17 protein-coding genes are annotated in these 16109 nt (G+C 69.2%); 12 read left to right on the forward strand and 5 right to left on the reverse strand.

Going from position 1 to position 16109, the window contains the following annotated elements; all coding sequences use genetic code 11:
• Positions 1-223: 223 nt before the first annotated feature.
• From IH09_RS25310 to IH09_RS25335, 6 genes are all read left to right on the forward strand, one after another.
• Positions 224-664: a DUF3052 domain-containing protein gene (locus tag IH09_RS25310; protein WP_052859790.1), complete on the forward strand. Its 441-nt coding sequence runs from the start codon at positions 224-226 to the stop codon at positions 662-664.
• A 151-nt stretch (positions 665-815) separates the two neighbouring features.
• Positions 816-1274, forward strand: coding sequence for a peroxiredoxin (locus IH09_RS25315; protein WP_052859791.1), 459 nt, complete (start codon positions 816-818; stop codon positions 1272-1274).
• Positions 1275-1440: 166 nt separating this feature from the next.
• Positions 1441-2016: a TerD family protein gene (locus IH09_RS25320; protein WP_052859792.1), complete on the forward strand. Its 576-nt coding sequence runs from the start codon at positions 1441-1443 to the stop codon at positions 2014-2016.
• Positions 2017-2218: 202 nt separating this feature from the next.
• Entirely contained in the window at positions 2219-2794 is a 576-nt protein-coding gene (locus IH09_RS25325) for a TerD family protein (protein WP_052859831.1), read from the forward strand.
• A 50-nt stretch (positions 2795-2844) separates the two neighbouring features.
• On the forward strand, positions 2845-4002 hold the full coding sequence (locus tag IH09_RS25330; protein WP_052859793.1) for a DUF475 domain-containing protein: 1158 nt from the start codon (positions 2845-2847) through the stop codon (positions 4000-4002).
• A 98-nt stretch (positions 4003-4100) separates the two neighbouring features.
• A complete protein-coding gene (locus IH09_RS25335) occupies positions 4101-4838 on the forward strand; it encodes a TerD family protein (RefSeq protein ID WP_052859794.1) in 738 nt (245 codons plus the stop codon).
• An 87-nt stretch (positions 4839-4925) separates the two neighbouring features.
• On the opposite strand, the gene IH09_RS25340 is transcribed toward IH09_RS25335, so the two are convergent.
• Positions 4926-6131 carry a TerD family protein gene (locus IH09_RS25340; RefSeq protein ID WP_052859795.1) on the reverse strand — a complete coding sequence of 402 codons (1206 nt, stop codon included), beginning with the start codon at positions 6129-6131 and terminating at the stop codon, positions 4926-4928.
• A 217-nt stretch (positions 6132-6348) separates the two neighbouring features.
• Here IH09_RS25340 and IH09_RS25345 point away from each other — a divergent pair, with 217 nt between their 5' ends.
• The 3 genes from IH09_RS25345 (at position 6349) to IH09_RS25355 (ending at position 11249) form a co-directional block, all read left to right on the forward strand.
• Entirely contained in the window at positions 6349-7521 is a 1173-nt protein-coding gene (locus IH09_RS25345; RefSeq protein ID WP_052859796.1) for an HpcH/HpaI aldolase/citrate lyase family protein, read from the forward strand.
• A 138-nt stretch (positions 7522-7659) separates the two neighbouring features.
• Entirely contained in the window at positions 7660-10428 is a 2769-nt protein-coding gene (locus IH09_RS25350; protein WP_052859797.1) for a phosphoribosyltransferase, read from the forward strand.
• Positions 10428-11249 (forward strand): HAD family hydrolase, encoded by an 822-nt coding sequence (locus IH09_RS25355; protein ID WP_052859798.1) that lies wholly within the window; start codon positions 10428-10430, stop codon positions 11247-11249. The genes IH09_RS25350 and IH09_RS25355 overlap by 1 nt, the downstream gene beginning before the upstream one ends.
• Here the strand turns inward: IH09_RS25355 and IH09_RS25360 are convergent.
• Complete coding sequence (locus IH09_RS25360) at positions 11212-11850, reverse strand: DedA family protein (RefSeq protein ID WP_052859799.1); 639 nt, start codon at positions 11848-11850, stop codon at positions 11212-11214. The two genes, IH09_RS25355 and IH09_RS25360, sit on opposite strands and share 38 nt — an antisense overlap.
• A 109-nt stretch (positions 11851-11959) precedes the next feature.
• Between IH09_RS25360 and IH09_RS25365 the strand changes: the two genes are divergently transcribed.
• From IH09_RS25365 to IH09_RS25375, 3 genes are all read left to right on the forward strand, one after another.
• A complete protein-coding gene (locus IH09_RS25365; RefSeq protein ID WP_190233399.1) occupies positions 11960-13102 on the forward strand; it encodes a sensor histidine kinase in 1143 nt (380 codons plus the stop codon).
• Positions 13102-13752: a response regulator transcription factor gene (locus IH09_RS25370; protein WP_110952570.1), complete on the forward strand. Its 651-nt coding sequence runs from the start codon at positions 13102-13104 to the stop codon at positions 13750-13752. Before IH09_RS25365 ends, IH09_RS25370 begins: the two co-directional genes overlap by 1 nt.
• Positions 13753-13946: 194 nt before the next feature.
• A complete protein-coding gene (locus IH09_RS25375; RefSeq protein ID WP_205379108.1) occupies positions 13947-14570 on the forward strand; it encodes an O-methyltransferase in 624 nt (207 codons plus the stop codon).
• Between the two features lie 269 nt (positions 14571-14839).
• Here IH09_RS25375 and IH09_RS25380 read toward each other — a convergent pair whose 3' ends face one another.
• Genes IH09_RS25380 through IH09_RS25385 form a run of 3 tightly spaced genes read right to left on the reverse strand, consistent with a single transcriptional unit; the run spans position 14840 to position 15910 of the window.
• Positions 14840-15049: an FmdB family zinc ribbon protein gene (locus IH09_RS25380; RefSeq protein ID WP_052859803.1), complete on the reverse strand. Its 210-nt coding sequence runs from the start codon at positions 15047-15049 to the stop codon at positions 14840-14842.
• 25 nt (positions 15050-15074) lie between these two features.
• Positions 15075-15254 carry a hypothetical protein gene (locus IH09_RS37885; RefSeq protein ID WP_240150403.1) on the reverse strand — a complete coding sequence of 60 codons (180 nt, stop codon included), beginning with the start codon at positions 15252-15254 and terminating at the stop codon, positions 15075-15077.
• Complete coding sequence (locus IH09_RS25385) at positions 15254-15910, reverse strand: DUF4383 domain-containing protein (RefSeq protein ID WP_110952571.1); 657 nt, start codon at positions 15908-15910, stop codon at positions 15254-15256. The genes IH09_RS37885 and IH09_RS25385 overlap by 1 nt, the downstream gene beginning before the upstream one ends.
• Positions 15911-16109: the final 199 nt, after the last annotated feature.

Below are 16109 nucleotides of genomic sequence, written 5' to 3' on the forward strand. Positions count from 1 at the left end.
TGCGCGAATACCCCACAAACCCGGTAGAACGCTGTGGTGTGAATCACTTCAGGCTGTCCTGGTGGGGTCGTACTTGCGGCGAGACGCGTCCAATCGTCACCGTTTCGGCGGTCTCGACCGCCGGGTACTTGCGCGATCCGCCCGGCCCGTGTGGACTACGCCCAAAGCTCCGCGCACGCGCGGGGTTCAAAAGCATTTTCCGAAACATGACAGGAGGCAATCCGTGAGCGCGACCGCGGACCACGCGGAGGAGCGGACCAACCCTGCCGCCAGGCTGGGGTTCGAGCCCGGACAGGTGGTCCAGGAGATCGGCTACGACGATGACGTCGAGCAGGAGCTCCGAGAAGGCATTGAGGCCGTGACCGGCCAGGACATCGTCGATGAGGACTACGACGACGTCGCTGACGTCGTACTGCTGTGGTTCCGTGACGAAGACGGCGACCTCACGGACGCGCTGGTGGACGCCATCGGGCTGATCGACGAGGGTGGCGCGATCTGGCTGCTGACCCCCAAGACCGGCCGTGAGGGCTACGTCGAGCCGAGCGACATCAATGAGGCCGCGCAGACCGCGGGTCTGTCCCAGACCAAGAGCATCAACGCGGGCAAGGACTGGGCCGGCAGCCGGCTGGTCACGCCCAAGGCGGCGAGGTCCGGCAGGCGCTGATCCGAACTACCTCGACATCCCTTGCCGAGCCCCTCTCCGGCCTGATCCGGAGGGGGGCTCGGCCTTGCCGTGGAGGGGTGTCCGGCAGGCCGGACCCGGCGCGTAGGGTTGGCCCCGTCCTGTTGCGAGTGAGCGGAAGGGAAGCACCCCCATGGCGATCGAGGTCGGCACGAAGGCTCCGGATTTCGAGCTGAAGAACCAGCACGGCGAGCTGGTCAAGCTCTCCGACTTCCGCGGCGAGAAGGCCGTCGTTCTCCTCTTCTACCCCTTCGCCTTCACCGGTGTGTGCACCGGCGAGCTGTGTGCGCTCCGCGACGAGCTGCCGAAGTTCGCCAATGACGACGTCCAGCTGCTGGCCGTCTCCAACGACTCCCCGTTCTCGCTGCGCGTCTTCGCCGAGCAGGAGGGTCTGGAGTACCCGCTGCTGTCGGACTTCTGGCCGCACGGCGAGGCTTCGCGGGCCTACGGCGTCTTCGACGAGGAGAAGGGCTGCGCGGTGCGCGGCACCTTCATCATCGACAAGGAGGGCGTGGTGCGCTGGACGGTCGTCAACGGCCTGCCCGACGCCCGCGACCTGAACGACTACGTCAAGGCGCTCGAAACCCTCTGAGGCCCCGCACTCCCGTGGCGAGACACCACCGGACCCGCCGGGCCGACATCCGTACGCGATATCTGCGTTCGGCGGGAACCGGTCACTAGGATCGGTTCGTTGATCCGATGCCATGCACGATGGGGGCGCAATTCTTTACGTACCCCTCGAATCTATGGGAGGACTCGTGGGAGTCAGCCTCAGCAAGGGCGGCAACGTCTCGCTGACGAAGGAAGCCCCCAATCTGACCGCCGTCCTCGTCGGTCTGGGCTGGGATGCGCGTACCACCACCGGTACGGACTTCGACCTGGACGCCAGCGCCCTGCTGGCGAACGACCAGGGCAAGGTCGCCAACGACCAGAACTTCGTGTTCTTCAACAACCTGAAGAGCCCGGACGGCTCGGTCGAGCACACCGGTGACAACACCACCGGTGAAGGCGAGGGCGACGACGAGGCCATCAAGGTGAACCTCGCCTCCGTGCCGGCCGACGTCCACAAGGTCGTCTTCCCGGTATCGATCTACGACGCCGAGAACCGCCAGCAGAGCTTCGGCCAGGTCCGCAACGCCTACATCCGCGTGGTCAACGAGACCGACGGCAAGGAACTGGCGCGCTACGACCTGAGCGAGGACGCCTCGACCGAGACCGCCATGGTCTTCGGCGAGCTGTACCGCAACGGCGCGGAGTGGAAGTTCCGGGCCATCGGCCAGGGCTACGCCTCGGGTCTGCGCGGCATCGCGCAGGACTTCGGCGTCAACGTCTGAGCGACCACACCTGACCGGCGTGTCCGGCCGGAGTCTCCCTCCCGGAGCCGCCTGCCGAGCATGCCCGTCGGATGATGCAGGCACGTCTTCCGCGTCCGGCGCCGTACCCCCCCCACCAGGGGGAGTACGGCGCCGGGCGCGCTTGACGGACAGCCGGGCCGCGTACGGGGCCCGTACCGACATCGGAGAGGAAGCGAACACGATGGGCGTCACGCTCGCCAAGGGGGGCAATGTCTCCCTGTCCAAGGCCGCTCCCAACCTCACGCAGATCACGGTCGGCCTCGGCTGGGACGCGCGCTCCACCACGGGAGCGCCGTTCGACCTCGACGCCAGCGCGCTGCTGTGCGCGGCGGGCCGGGTGCTGGGGGACGAGTACTTCGTCTTCTACAACAACCTCAAGAGTCCCGAGGGCTCCGTCGAGCACACCGGCGACAACCTCACCGGCGAGGGTGAGGGCGACGACGAGACGATCCTGGTGGACCTCGCCCAGGTGCCCGCCCAGGCCGACAAGATCGTCTTCCCCGTCTCCATCCACGAGGCCGAAGTGCGCGGGCAGAGCTTCGGCCAGGTCGGCAATGCCTTCATCCGCGTCGTCAACCAGGCCGACGGCAGCGAACTCGCCCGTTACGACCTCAGCGAGGATGCGTCGAGCGAAACCGCGATGATCTTCGGCGAGGTCTATCGCTACAACGGCGAGTGGAAGTTCCGGGCGGTGGGCCAGGGGTACGCCTCGGGTCTGCGCGGCATCGCTCTAGACTTCGGGGTCAACGTTTCGTAAAGCGCCGCGTACTTCGCGCGGGGGCCCTATAGCGAGGGATTGGGTACGCAGTGCTCCTGAAAACCTTTGGCTGGTCGTTCGCCGTCACGGTGGCGGGCCTGGCTCTGGCCGGCGTCCTCTGGGGGTGGCAGGGGCTCGCGATCGTCGGAATCCTGTCGATCCTGGAGATCTCGCTTTCCTTCGACAACGCCGTCATCAACGCGGGCATCCTGCGGAAGATGAACGCCTTCTGGCAGAGGATCTTCCTCACCATCGGCATCCTCATCGCGGTGTTCGGCATGCGGCTGGTCTTCCCGGTCGTCATCGTCGCGATCACCGCGAAGCTGGGGCCGATCGAGGCGGTCAACCTCGCCATCAACGACAAGGCGCACTACCAGGAACTGGTCACCAGCGCCCACCCCGCCATCGCGGCCTTCGGCGGCATCTTCCTGCTGATGATCTTCCTCGACTTCCTCTTCGAGGAGCGCGAGCACAAATGGCTCGCGTGGATCGAGAAGCCGATGGCCAGGATGGGCAAGCTCGACACCCTCTCCATCATCGTCGCGCTGGTCGTCCTGCTGGTCAGCGCCATGACGGTGGCCACCTCCGTCGCGCACGGCGGCGGTGACAAGAGCGCCACGGTGCTGCTCTCCGGTGTCGCGGGTCTGATCACATATCTCGTCGTCGGCGGAATCTCGGGCTACTTCGAGGACAAGCTGGAGGAGGACGAGGAAGACGACGCGGATGCCGCGGCCGCGAGCGGTGGCGCCGTGAACGGAACGCCGCCCGTACCGCGGAAGGGCGCCGGCGCGGTCATGGGCATGGCCGGCAAGGCCGCGTTCTTCATGTTCCTCTACCTGGAGGTCATCGACGCGTCCTTCTCCTTCGACGGCGTCATCGGTGCGTTCGCCATCACCAACGACATCTTCGAGATGGCGCTGGGCCTGGGAATCGGCGCGATGTACATCCGTTCGCTGACGGTCTTCCTCGTCCGCAAGGGAACCCTGGACGACTACGTCTACCTGGAGCACGGCGCGCACTACGCGATCGGCGCGCTGGCCGTCATTCTGCTCATCACGATCAAGTACGAGATCAACGAGGTCATCACCGGCCTGGTCGGCCTCGTACTGATCGGCCTCTCCTTCTGGTCCTCCCTGGTCCGCAACAGACGTGAGGGCAAACCGGGGAGCGATGCCCCGGCGAAGTCGGAAGTCACGTCCGGAGTGTGACGCGGCGCTGATTGAGGAACGCTCTCTGCGGGGCGGCCATGGGGTGCAGACCTCGGGGCCGCCCCGTGGCAATGTGTCGAGGGATGGGGTGGGGCAGGATGTCGTTCCTGGGTAACTGGTCGCGCGGCGGGGCGCCGAAGTTCGACAACGGCGGTGCGTCGTATGTCGTGGAGCTGACGAAACGGCATCCGGTCGTCTCGCTGACCAAGCAGGGGGCGGCCGCCGGGCATCTGCGGGTCAACCTGCACTGGCAGATGCGGACCTCGGATTTCGGTGACCGGGGCGGGCGGCGCGTGAGCACTCTGCTGCGTCATCCGGGCAGGATGTTCAAACCCGAGGTCGTCCAGGCGCAGGGCCCCGCCGTGGTCCAGATCGACCTGGACCTGGCCTGCATGTACGAGCTCAAGGACGGCAGCAAGGGCGTGGTGCAGCCGCTGGGCAACCACCTGGGCGAACTCAATGCCGCGCCGTACGTACAGCTCAGCGGCGACGACCGGTTCGGTTCACCGTCCGGCGAGACGCTGTACATCAACCTGGATCACCAGGATGAGATCAAGCGGATGCTGATCTTCGTCTACATCTACGACGGGACGCCCGCGTTCGACCGTACGCACGCGGTCGTGACGCTCTATCCGAGCACCGGGCCGCGGGTGGAGATCCGGCTCGACGAACGCGCGTCACAGGCCCGTTCCTGCGCCATTTTCATGCTGGAGAACACCAAGGACGGACTGACGGTGCGCCGCGAGGTGAAGTACGTCTACGGCTTCCAGGCGGAACTGGACCGGCTGTACGGCTGGGGGCTCCACTGGGGGCGGGGGTACAAGTCGCAGGTGTGAGGCGGGCCCGCGCTCCCCGGGAGCTCATACGCAGCACTGAGTGGGTTGCTGCCGGGTCTGGGCGGAGGATGCGGTGGCAGCCCCGTACTAGCGGCGTTGGAACTGCGGACCCTGGGGCGGCAGCACGAAGGACGGGTCCGGGACGAACTGCGGCTGCGGCAACGGATAGCCGTAGGCCGGTGCCGGGTACGGCTGTTGCCGGGGCGGCTGGGGGTAGCCGTACGAGGGCTGCGGTGGCTGGTAGTGAGGCTGCTGAGGCGGCGCGATCGGGTAGCCGTACGTGGGCGGGGCCGGCGGCTGGGCGGGCGGTGGCGGAACGTTCTGCGGGTAGCCGTAGCCGCCGGTGGGCTGCTGCGGGGGAGCCGGGAACGCCGCGCCGGCCGGCGGCAGCGGGGCGGCGGAGAAAGGCTCCGGCATCGGGTCCGGGACGCGCTGGGTGACGGCCTCGGGGCCCTGCGCCGGAGGGGCCTGGTGGTCTGCTGCGGCCGGCGGGCCGACGGCCTCTTCGGGCCAGGCGCCGGGCGGCGGGGAGATGGGGGCAGCCGGAGCGGCCGGGCCGGAGGCGGCGGCCGGTTCGGCGGCGTGGGGGTGTTCGCCGGCGGTGAGCTGTTCGCCCGGGGACACGGGTGCCGGGTCCGGGGCCGGTGGTTCCGAGGCGTCCGGTGTCGACAGAGCTGATGCCGGGGCCGGTGGTACCGGCGCGGGGGAGGCCGGGGTTGGTGGCTCGGTAGGGTCCGGGACTGGGGCGTCGTTCTCGTCGACCGAGATTCCGAATTCGGTCGCCAGGCCGACCAGGCCGCTGTCGTACCCCTGGCCCAGCGCGCGGAACTTCCAGCTCTCGGCGCGCCGGTACAGCTCGCCGCAGATCAGCGCTGTCTCGTCGCCCGTATCGGGCACCACGTCGAAGACCGCGATCGGCTCGCCGCCGCTCGCCGCGGCGTCGTACAGCAGGACGCGCAGGTCCGGGACGAGCGCGAAGGCGCCACTGTCCGACGATGCGGCCAGCACGATCCGCTCCACCGACGGATCCAGCGTCGACAGATCCGCCTCGATGGTGTCGGTGAGGCTGTCGGCCAGGCGGGTCTTGGGCAGATGCCGGACCAGGCCGCTGGGGTGCCGCGGCTGGTTGTAGAAGACGAAGTCCTCGTCGGAGCGCACGCGTCCCCCGGGCCCCACGAGCAGGGCCGAGGCGTCCACGTCGGGGACGCCGGCGCCGGGGGTCCAGCGCAGAACAGCCCGTACAGCCGTGGTGTCGAGGGGTACGTTCGACCCTTTCAGCATCGCGTGCGTCATGCCGCAATCCTGCCTTCCCGGAGGTCGCAGGGACAACGCGGGGGCCTGTCCGGCGTGGGCGGGCCACTCGCCCGGACACCCCGCTGCCTGGTGCGGGTCAGGAGATTTTCGCCTGCTCGGGAACTAATGGCACCCGCGCGCACGTACGATTATCGGCTGGATCCAGACAGCGAGATGTGGTGGGGGTGCCCGGTCCCGCCTGTATGCGGGGAGTTATATGCGTCATTTTGGGCATCTTGCGCCCGATATCCGGAAGGCACTGTTCCATCAGGAGCCGGTGGACTTCACCCTTGACTCCCCGGCCCGCACTCTCGCGGTCGCCCTCGGCGCCACGCTCTACAGCCCCGCGACCCGCCCGCGCCTCGCTGCAGACATCCGCAAGCAGGCGGGGCGTGGCGTGATGTCCATGGTGCTGTGCCTGGAGGACTCCATAGGCGACGCGGATGTCGAGGCGGGCGAGGAGAACCTCGTGCGACAGCTGAGCCTCCTCGACGAGGCGGCCACCGCCGACACGGCTCTCCCGCTGCTGTTCATCCGCGTCCGCGAACCCGGTCAAATACCTGATCTCGTACGGCGTATGGGGCCCGCCGCTCGAATATTGTCCGGATTCGTACTGCCGAAATTCACCGAGGAACGCGGAGTTCCGTTCCTGGAGGCACTGGCAGCGGCGGAGGCGGCCTGCGGGCGGCGGCTGTTCGCGATGCCGGTACTCGAATCTCCGCAGCTGCTCCATCTGGAGAGCCGCGCCGAAACCCTTCAGGGCATCGCCCGAGCCGTCGGCGCATACCGGGAGCGGGTACTCGCACTGCGGCTCGGCGTCACGGACTTCTGCTCGGCCTACGGACTGCGCAGAGCACCCGACATGACGGCATACGACGTCCATATCGTCGCCTCCGTGATCTCCGACGTGGTGAACGTGCTCGGGCGAGCGGACGGCACCGGCTTCACGGTGACCGGTCCGGTGTGGGAGTACTTCCGCTTGCACGAGCGGATGTTCAAGCCGCAGCTGCGCCGCAGCCCGTTCCTGGGACAGGCCGAGGAACTGCGCGCGGAACTGATCGAGCACGACATGGACGGGCTGCTCCGCGAGATCGAACTGGACCGCGCGAACGGGCTCCAGGGCAAGACCTGCATCCATCCCTCGCATGTCGCGCCGGTGCACGCGCTCTCGGTCGTCAGCCACGAGGAGTTCAGCGACGCCGCCGACATCCTGCGGCCCGAGCGGGGCGACGGCGGGGTCCTCCGCTCCGCCTATACGAACAAGATGAACGAGGTGAAGCCGCACCGCGCCTGGGCGGAGCGGACCCTGCTGCGGGCCGAGGCGTTCGGTGTCGCACGGGAAGGCGTCGGTTTCGTGGAACTGCTGACCGCGAGCCTCCCGCCGGCGTAGCACGGGAGTCGGCCCGGCCCGGGGACGGGCCCGCCTGCCGGCCGGCCGGGCATGAGGCACTACCGACCGATTACCGGCCCGCCACCCACCACGGTGCGCAACGCGGTGAACAAGACAGCGGACACGACAGCGAGGGACATGGCGAAGCACACGATGAAGGAGACGGAACGGGTGGTGTGGACGGGCGAATGGGTCGCTGACCGGCTCGGAGTCTCGCTGACGGGCGAGGACGCACTGCCAGAGCTGCTGGGGCTCGCGCTGCGACGCAATCCCAAGCGGGCCCACCTGCTCGTGTCGAACGTGCTGGGCAAGCACGTCCCACAGCGACCGGGCGTGGTCCACGGTGCCGGCCTCGGACTGGGGCGCCGGGTGCGGGAGCTGCTGGGTGACGCGGACGCCGCCCGCTCCGTCGTCGTCGGCTACGCGGAGACCGCCACCGGCCTGGGCCACTCGGTGGCCGACGGCCTGGCACTCGCGCCGTATCTGCACTCCACCCGCCGTCCCGTGGCGGGCGTCGAGCGAGCGGGCGGTTTCGAGGAGGAGCACAGCCACGCGACCTCGCACCTGCTGCTTCCGGAGGACCGCGAACTCCTCTCGGGAGATGGCCCCATGGTGCTCGTCGACGACGAGTTCTCCACCGGCCGGACCGTCCTGAACACGATCAAGGCGCTCCACGCGCGCTTCCCGCGCGCGCGGTACGTGGTCGTCGCACTCGTCGATATGCGCTCCGAGGGCGACCGGCGGCATCTGGAGGAGTTCGCGGCGGAGCTGGGCGCCCGCGTCGATCTGGTGGCCATGGCCGCGGGTGGCGTACGGCTGCCGGCGGACGTCCTGGAGCGCGGCCAGGAACTCGTCGCCGCACATGAGGCCGCGGTCGTGAAGCGTCCGGAGCACCCCGGACGGGCCACTGAGCGTGTCGTCGCCGAGCACGTGGCTTCCGAGCTCGGATCCGGCTCCGGCCCGGTGCCGGTGAGCAGCCGGCGGGCCGATGTCGAACGCGTCGCTCTCGGCTGGCCCGACGGACTGCCGGACGGCGGACGGCACGGCTTCACCCCGGAACACCGCGAGCGGCTGGAGGATCGGCTGCCGGCCATGGCGGCCCGGCTCGCGGAGCGCCTGGACGGCGCCCGCCGCATCCTCGTCCTCGGCAGCGAGGAACTGATGTACACGCCGCTGCGGCTCGCCGAAGCGCTGGACGCCCAGGTCTCCGGGGCCGGTGACGGTGGTACCCCGGAGCCGTCGGCCGGAGCCGTCGTACTGTCGGCCGGCGGTGCCACCCCGGTGCGGAACGGCACCACAGCGGTGCGGGCAGGGGAGCAGGATCCGCCCGTCGGGGGCGCGGCGGTCTATTTCTCGACCACCACCCGATCGCCGGTGCTCGCCGTGGACGACCCCGGCTACGCGATACGGACCCGGCTGTCCTTCCCCGCCCACGACCGACCCGCCGACGGGCCGGGGGAGCGGTACGCGTACAACGTCGCGGCCGGCGCCGACCGGACCCGCCGCTTTGGCGCCGTCGTGGCCGTCGTGGACTCGCACGGCGACCTCCCCGAGCTGTACGCCGACGGCGGACTGCTGGACCGGCTCGCCGCGCAGACCGACCGGCTGCTGCTGACCGTCATCCCGTCGTACAGCCCTTCGTCCGCCTCGCAGTCCGGCGTGCCGACCGAACCGGTGGGCCGGATCGCGGACGAGACCGCCGTTTCGCACACTCCGCAACGACAGGCCCCCTCCATGCCCCTCCCCGAGCCGCTGCGCGGCCCCGCCTTCTCCTCCTATACCGCCGACGAGGTCGGCTGGCTGTTGCAGGACATGTCCGGCCTCACGCTGGAAGCGCCCACCGAGGAACGCGAGGAGGCGATACAGCGCGGTGGTGCCCATTACGCCGAGTCGCTGCCCGTGGAATACCAGCCGAGCGAGGAGTACCAGGCACTGTTCCACAGCGCGCTGCGGAGCTCCGCGAGCCGGATCGCGCGGGCCGTCGGGGCCGTCACCGAGACCGTGCTCGCCGAGCGCACACCGCGCCGGACGGGCACGGGGGACCAGCCACCGCGGCCGGTGCTCGTCTCGCTGGCTCGGGCGGGTACCCCCGTCGGCGTGCTGATGCGCCGCTGGGCACTGCACACACACGGCCTGGAGCTGCCGCACTACGCCGTCTCGATCGTGCGTGGCCGGGGTATCGACACCACCGCACTGCGCTGGCTGGCCGCTCACCACGATCCGGCCGACATCGTCTTCGTGGACGGCTGGACCGGCAAGGGAGCCATCACCCGCGAACTCGCCCAAGCTCTGGAGGGCTTCCCGGGCTTCGACCCACGGATCGCCGTGCTCGCCGACCCGGGCGGCTGCGTCGAGACCTATGGCACCCGCGACGATTTCCTCATCCCGTCGGCCTGCCTCAACTCCACCGTTTCCGGGCTCATATCGCGGACCGTCCTGCGCGACGATCTCGTGGGCCCGGACGAATTCCATGGCGCCAAGTTCTACCGAGAGCTGGCCGGCACGGACATGTCGCGCGCCTTCCTGGACGCGGTCAGCGCGCGGTTCGGCGAGGTCGCCGAGGCCGTCGCCACGGATGTGAAGGAACTGGCCGCCACCGACCGGACTCCCACCTGGGAAGGCTGGGCGGCCGTCGAACGCATCAGCGCGGAATACGGCATCCACGACGTCAACCTCGTCAAGCCCGGTGTCGGCGAGACCACGCGCGTGCTGCTGCGCCGGGTTCCCTGGAAGATACTTGCCCAGCGGGGTGCCGGGGCCGATCTCGATCATGTGCGCCTCCTGGCTGAACAGCGGGGCGTGCCCGTCGAAGAGGTCGACGAACTCCCCTATACCTGTGTCGGATTGATCCACCCCCGCTTCACCCGCGGGGCCACGGGCGCCGACGGCACGGCGGTGGCCTCCTGATGAGCGCGATCGTCGCCAGCGACCTGGACCGCACCCTGATCTATTCGGCCGCCGCGCTGGATCTCGCCATGCCCGATGCCGAGGCACCGCGGCTGCTGTGCGTCGAGACCTACGAACGCAAGCCCCAGTCCTATATGACGGAGACGGCGGCCGGGCTGCTCGCCGAACTGGCCGGCAGGACCCTCTTCGTACCGGCTACCACTCGCACCCGCGAGCAGTACGGGCGCATCCATCTCCCCGGCCCGGCACCGGAGTTCGCCATCTGCGCCAATGGCGGCCACCTGCTCGTACGGGGTGAATCGGACCTGGCCTGGCAGCGCGCGGTCGCGGCGCGGATCGCCGCGCGGTGCGCGCCTCTCGAGGAGGTCCGCGCTCACCTCATCCGCAGCGCCGACCCGGCCTGGCTGCTCAAGGAGCGCGTCGCCGAAGACCTCTTCGTCTATCTCGTCGTGGAGCGGTCCCTGCTGTCGCGCACCTGGGTGCAGGACCTCACCGGCTGGGCGGACGAACGCGGTTGGGCCGTGTCCCTGCAAGCGCGCAAGCTCTATGCCGTGCCGAAGCCGCTCACCAAGAGCGCTGCCGTCGCGGAGGTCGCCCGCCGCACGGGAGGCTCTGGGTTTCTCGCGGCCGGTGACTCCCTTCTGGACGCCGATCTGTTGCTGGCGGCCGACCATGGCTGGCGGCCAGGACATGGCGAGCTGGCGGACTCCGGCTGGCACGCGCCGCATGTCACGGCGCTCGGCGAACGCGGTGTCGCCGCGGGCGAGGAGATCCTGCGGGCCTTCATCCGCGGCGCCGCAGACCTGGACCGCGCCTGCTGACACGGACGGAGACAAAGCCCAGCACCGCCACGGCCGCCGCCACGAGCACCACCTTCGAATAGACATCCACATAGCCCGTCACCTCCTCCCAGTTCTCCCCGAGCAGATAGCCGGCGAGGACGAAGATCGAGTTCCAGATGAGGCTGCCGAGGGCGGTCAGGGCGAGGAAGACCGGAATCGGCATGCGTTCGACGCCCGCCGGTATCGAGATCAGGCTGCGGAAGAGGGGAATCATCCGGCCGAGGAACACCGCCTTGGTCCCGTGCCGCTGGAACCAGCGCTCGGTCTTCGCGATGTCGGAGCCCCTGACCAGCGGCAGCTTCGACGCGATCGCGACCGTGCGCTCGCGCCCGAGCAGCGCGCCCACGCCGTAGAGCGCCAGGGCGCCGGTCACCGAGCCGAGCGTCGTCCACGCGAGCGCGGCGGACAGCTGCATACCGCCGCGGCTCGCCGCGAACCCCGCCAGCGGCAGGATCACCTCGCTCGGCAGCGGCGGGAAGAGGTTTTCGGCGGCGATTGCCAGGCCCGCGCCGGGTGCGCCGAGCGTGTCCATGAGGCCGGTGATCCAGCCGGGTGCGGTGTTTCCGATGCTCTCGATCATGTCTTCAAAGCTAAGAATTCTCGGTCGTCGGCACATTGCGGTTCACCGCACAGAAGACTGCGGTTTTCCGCAGTACGCGGGAGGGCGGGCTGCGGCTAGCGTTTCGATCATGTGGGGAATTGCACGGCGCGGATTGCGCCTCGCGACAGGACTGATGCTCGGTGCCGTGATGGCGGTGGCCGAGCTCCCCTTCGTCGTGCTCTCCGGGGTGTCCCTGCTGCTGGTACTCGCCTGGCCGCGCGGCCGTCGAGCGGTCCTGCGCCCCGTGACCGCCGCCGTGCGGACCCTGACCGAGGCCAACCGCCGTCGGCTCCGTATCTATGTCGCGGCCGACACCTCGGCCTCCTACACCGACCGTCGCGCACTGGAGTATCTGTCGCTGCGCTGGGCGCTGGGGCTGCTGGGGGCGCTCGTCCTGGTCGCCGTGCTCATCGGCGCCGTCTACGGGACGCTGTGGCTGTACGCATGGCTGATGGTCGCCGATGTCCGCCACCCCGGCACCGTCCTGATGTCGAGCGTCGCCGGCCTCTTTCTTCTCTTTCTCAGTCTCCAGGGCACCTTCGGTGTCGCCGGTCTGGAAGCCAAGCTGGCGCGGCGCTGCCTCGGACCCAGCCCTCACGAACAACTGGAGCTTCGTATCGCGCAGTTGTCGTCCAGCCGGGCCGGCGTCATCGCCGCGGTCAACGACGAGCGCCGCCGCATCGAGCGCGATCTGCACGACGGGGTGCAGCAGCGGCTGGTGGCTCTCGGAATGCTGCTCGGCCGTGCGCTGCGCAGCAAGGACGAGATGCGAGCCGACCAACTCCTGCGCCAGGCACACGAAGAGAGCCGGCAGGCCCTCACCGAACTGCGTGAGGTGGCGTGGCGGGTGTATCCGACGGTGCTGGACGAGGCCGGGCTGAGGGCCGCCCTGGAGACGGTCGCCGAGCGCTCCGCCATCCCCGTTCACCTCGACTACGGAATGGACCGCGACCCGGAGACCGCGGTGGCGACGGTCGCCTACTTCGTGGTCTCCGAAGCGGTCACCAACGCCGTCAAGCACTCGGGAGCCGGGCTGATAACGGTCCGCGTCGCCCAGGGCGAGGACGGCGTGCTCGTGCACATCGAGGACGACGGAGCGGGCGGCGCGGATTCCTCCGGCAGTGGCCTGTTCGGGCTGGCCCGCCGGGTCGCAGCCCTTGACGGCCGGTTCCGGGTGGACAGCCCGGCCGGCGGACCCACCATCATCACCGCGGAGCTGCCGTGCGCGTAATGCTTGCCGACGATTCGACCCTGCTGCGGGAGGGCCTGGTACGGCTCCTGGCCGAGGAGGGACACGAGATCGCGGCCGCGGTCGCGGACGCCGATGAGCTGATCGCCGTGCTGGAGCGGGCGGGGAGGGAAGGAAGCCAGCCGGACGCAGTGGTCGTGGACGTCCGCATGCCGCCCACGCACACCGATGAGGGACTGCGGGCCGCGGTGCAGATCAGGGAGCGGTGGCCGGGCGTCGGGGTGCTGGTCCTGTCGCAGTATGTCGAGCGCCGCTATGCAACGGAGTTGCTGACCGACGACAGTGAGGGGGTCGGTTATCTCCTCAAGGATCGGGTGGTCCAGGTGGACGAGTTCCTGGACGCACTGGAGCGGGTCGGGGCCGGGCAGGCGGCCTTCGACCCGGAAGTCGTACGGCAGTTGCTGATGCGCAGCAGCCGTTCGGATCCGCTGGGCACGCTCACGGCTCGTGAGCGTGAGGTGCTCGGACAGATGGCGCAGGGGCATACCAACGCGGCGATCGCCGTCCGGCTGCACATCTCCCAGAGCTCGGTGGAAAAGCACATCAACGCGATCTTCGAGAAGCTCGGGCTGACCGGCACGTCGGGCTATTCACGCCGGGTGCTGGCCGTGCTGCGATACCTGGGGACATGAACGAGGCGAGGAGAAGAGCGGAGGGGGAATGGAGCAATGTTCGGGCGGGGACGGGGAAGCGGACAGTTGCGCAGACCGCTCGGTTAGTCTCGCCGAAACGGCCGACCGCGCCTTCCGGAGCCGGCCGGGACCGTCGTCCTGGATCAAGAGGAGAGTCAGTGACCGAGTCCAAGGCCACGCCGATCACGGCGGAGATGTACCACTACGTTCTCGCCCACAATCCCCAGCTGGACTCCGTGCAGCGGGAGCTCGTGGAGCGGACGCATCAGCAGTTCCCCGATTCGGCGGGCATGCAGTCGGCGCCCGAGCAGGGGCCGCTGCTCGCGTTCCTGGTGCGGTTGATCGGGGCTCGGCATGTTGTCGAGGTGGGGACGTTCACCGGATTCTCCGCGCTGTCCATGGCCCAGGCGCTGCCCGCGGACGGCACACTGATCGCCTGCGATGTGTCCGAGGAATGGACGGCGTACGGCCGTGAGGCATGGGCGAAGGCCGGAGTCGCGGACCGTATCCAGCTGCGGATCGCGCCCGCTCTGGAAACCTTGCGAGGGATGCCGACCGAGCCCCACATCGACCTCGCCTACCTCGACGCGGACAAGGCCGGCTACATCGCGTACTGGGAGGAACTGGTGCCCCGGCTGCGGCCCGGTGGTCTGATCGTCGCGGACAACGTCTTGTTCCACGGGCAGGTCACCGATCCGGCGGCGAGTGGCTCCGCCGTGGCGATCAGGGAGTTCAACGACCACGTGGTGGCAGATGACCGGATGGAGGCGGTGATGCTCACCGTCGCAGACGGAGTGACGGTGGCACGTAGGCGGTAGGAGCGGTCAGACGCGGAGGCGGGGCTGGGGCCCGTGGGTGGGCCACGGTTACGGCCCAGGGTTGGGGGCTGAGGACGCAGGCTCAGCCGTTTAGTTCGGACCGCCTGACGCAGGGGCGCCTCCCGCACGGGAAGCAGAGCGGCAGGGCGGGACTCCCGCGTAGTGGGCTCTCCGCGGGAGTCCGGTAACGGCATGCCGTACAGCGCGGCGAGTTGAGCGCGCCGGGGCCGGCTGGATGCTACGGGGCCGGGCCGGTCGTGCGACGTGCGCTAGCCGCAGCAGCCGCCTCCGCAGCAGCTGCCCCCACCGCCGCTGGGGGCGGGGGCGCTCGCGGCGCCGCCGACGGCGACCGTGGAGAGCAGCTTCACGGTGTCCTCGTGTCCGTCGGGGCAGACTGCCGGGGCGGAGGACTCGGCCATCGGCCGGTTCAGCTCGAAGGTGGAGCTACAAGGCCGGCATCGGTATTCGTAACGAGGCATGGCCACAGGTTAGCCGTGGTGCTGGTCAGCGCACGACGGTGCCGGGCTGAGCGTCCAGCATCTCCAGCCCCGCGCGGGTCGGAGCACCTTCCCGGTCACCGGGGAAGGCGACCGCGAAGACACTGGTGGTGACGGCTCGTTCAAGGCGTCCGGCGATGCTTTCACCGTCCAGCAGGCGCCGAGAGACAGCTCGCCACGAGGGCATCAACCGAGCTCACGGCGTCCGCGGTCTTCGTCCGACTCCTCCTGGATCTGGCCGAGCGCAGCCTGCCGGGCGGCCGTCACACCGGAGACGGGGTGCGCCTGCGCGTGGGCCAGCCGTGCCGCTTCCTCGGGGTGCCGGGCGCGCCAGTACGGGTTGTCGTGCGTGAGGCCGCCGCTGACCCGTCCGTACATTCCGAAGACCAGCAGCATCAGCCCGACCGCGAAGCTGAACAGCACGTTCTGCAGGTGGAACGCGAGGAAGTTCGCGCTCGTTTGCAGAAGGGCGAGATTCACGAATCCGCTCAGCAGGAAGGCGACGCCGAGCACGATGTTGAGGGTCGAGGCGAAGTTCCCGCCGATCACCATGCCGCCGAAGAGCAGCATCCCCACGATGATCGAGAGCACGCTGAGGGTGCCGTTGGTGTTCAGCCCGGCTACGGTCGCACCGCCCGTGTCGAAGAACCCGATCTTGTCGATCAGACCGAGGATGCCGAACGCGAGCAGGACCAGCCCGGTCAGCCCGGCGCCGACGCGGTAAACCTGGCTGAGCCGGTGGTCGACGGGCAGATGCTCATCGAGCTTGGTGTGACGCAGCTTGCCCCGGTGGAAAGGGAACGAGGGCTTGTGCAGAGCCTGACCGGTAGCCCCAGTAGCCATGTCCGGCCTCCCTTCGCGCAGATGTGCCGCCGGGCCGTACTCACCTCAAGCATCCGCCCGCATGCCGCATCACGCCATCGCGACTTGTCCGGGGTGCGTCACGTGTCCTGTCCGGGATGGGCCACGTGCCCTGTTCCGGGTGAGTCGCCTGCTCTGTCCTGGGGCGGGAGATCCAGGCACGTGTGGGTGCAGGAGGAGA

The sequence above is a fragment of the Streptomyces celluloflavus genome (assembly GCA_000720995.1).
In the GTDB taxonomy this organism is placed as follows: Bacteria; Actinomycetota; Actinomycetes; order Streptomycetales; family Streptomycetaceae; genus Streptomyces; species Streptomyces celluloflavus.

What these genes read in the sequence shown, in the direction of transcription:
- IH09_RS25375 (WP_205379108.1), top strand. Translation starts at nt 13,947, where the DNA reads ATGTACCACTACGTTCTCGCCCACAATCCCCAGCTGGACTCCGTGCAG.
- IH09_RS37885 (WP_240150403.1), bottom strand. Translation starts at nt 15,254, where the DNA reads ATGCCCTCGTGGCGAGCTGTCTCTCGGCGCCTGCTGGACGGTGAAAGC.
- IH09_RS25380 (WP_052859803.1), bottom strand. Translation starts at nt 15,049, where the DNA reads ATGCCTCGTTACGAATACCGATGCCGGCCTTGTAGCTCCACCTTCGAG.
- IH09_RS25370 (WP_110952570.1), top strand. Translation starts at nt 13,102, where the DNA reads ATGCTTGCCGACGATTCGACCCTGCTGCGGGAGGGCCTGGTACGGCTC.
- IH09_RS25360 (WP_052859799.1), bottom strand. Translation starts at nt 11,850, where the DNA reads ATGATCGAGAGCATCGGAAACACCGCACCCGGCTGGATCACCGGCCTC.
- IH09_RS25345 (WP_052859796.1), top strand. Translation starts at nt 6,349, where the DNA reads ATGCGTCATTTTGGGCATCTTGCGCCCGATATCCGGAAGGCACTGTTC.
- IH09_RS25365 (WP_190233399.1), top strand. Translation starts at nt 11,960, where the DNA reads ATGTGGGGAATTGCACGGCGCGGATTGCGCCTCGCGACAGGACTGATG.
- IH09_RS25315 (WP_052859791.1), top strand. Translation starts at nt 816, where the DNA reads ATGGCGATCGAGGTCGGCACGAAGGCTCCGGATTTCGAGCTGAAGAAC.
- IH09_RS25350 (WP_052859797.1), top strand. Translation starts at nt 7,660, where the DNA reads ATGGCGAAGCACACGATGAAGGAGACGGAACGGGTGGTGTGGACGGGC.
- IH09_RS25340 (WP_052859795.1), bottom strand. Translation starts at nt 6,131, where the DNA reads ATGACGCACGCGATGCTGAAAGGGTCGAACGTACCCCTCGACACCACG.
- IH09_RS25385 (WP_110952571.1), bottom strand. Translation starts at nt 15,910, where the DNA reads ATGGCTACTGGGGCTACCGGTCAGGCTCTGCACAAGCCCTCGTTCCCT.
- IH09_RS25325 (WP_052859831.1), top strand. Translation starts at nt 2,219, where the DNA reads ATGGGCGTCACGCTCGCCAAGGGGGGCAATGTCTCCCTGTCCAAGGCC.
- IH09_RS25335 (WP_052859794.1), top strand. Translation starts at nt 4,101, where the DNA reads ATGTCGTTCCTGGGTAACTGGTCGCGCGGCGGGGCGCCGAAGTTCGAC.
- IH09_RS25355 (WP_052859798.1), top strand. Translation starts at nt 10,428, where the DNA reads ATGAGCGCGATCGTCGCCAGCGACCTGGACCGCACCCTGATCTATTCG.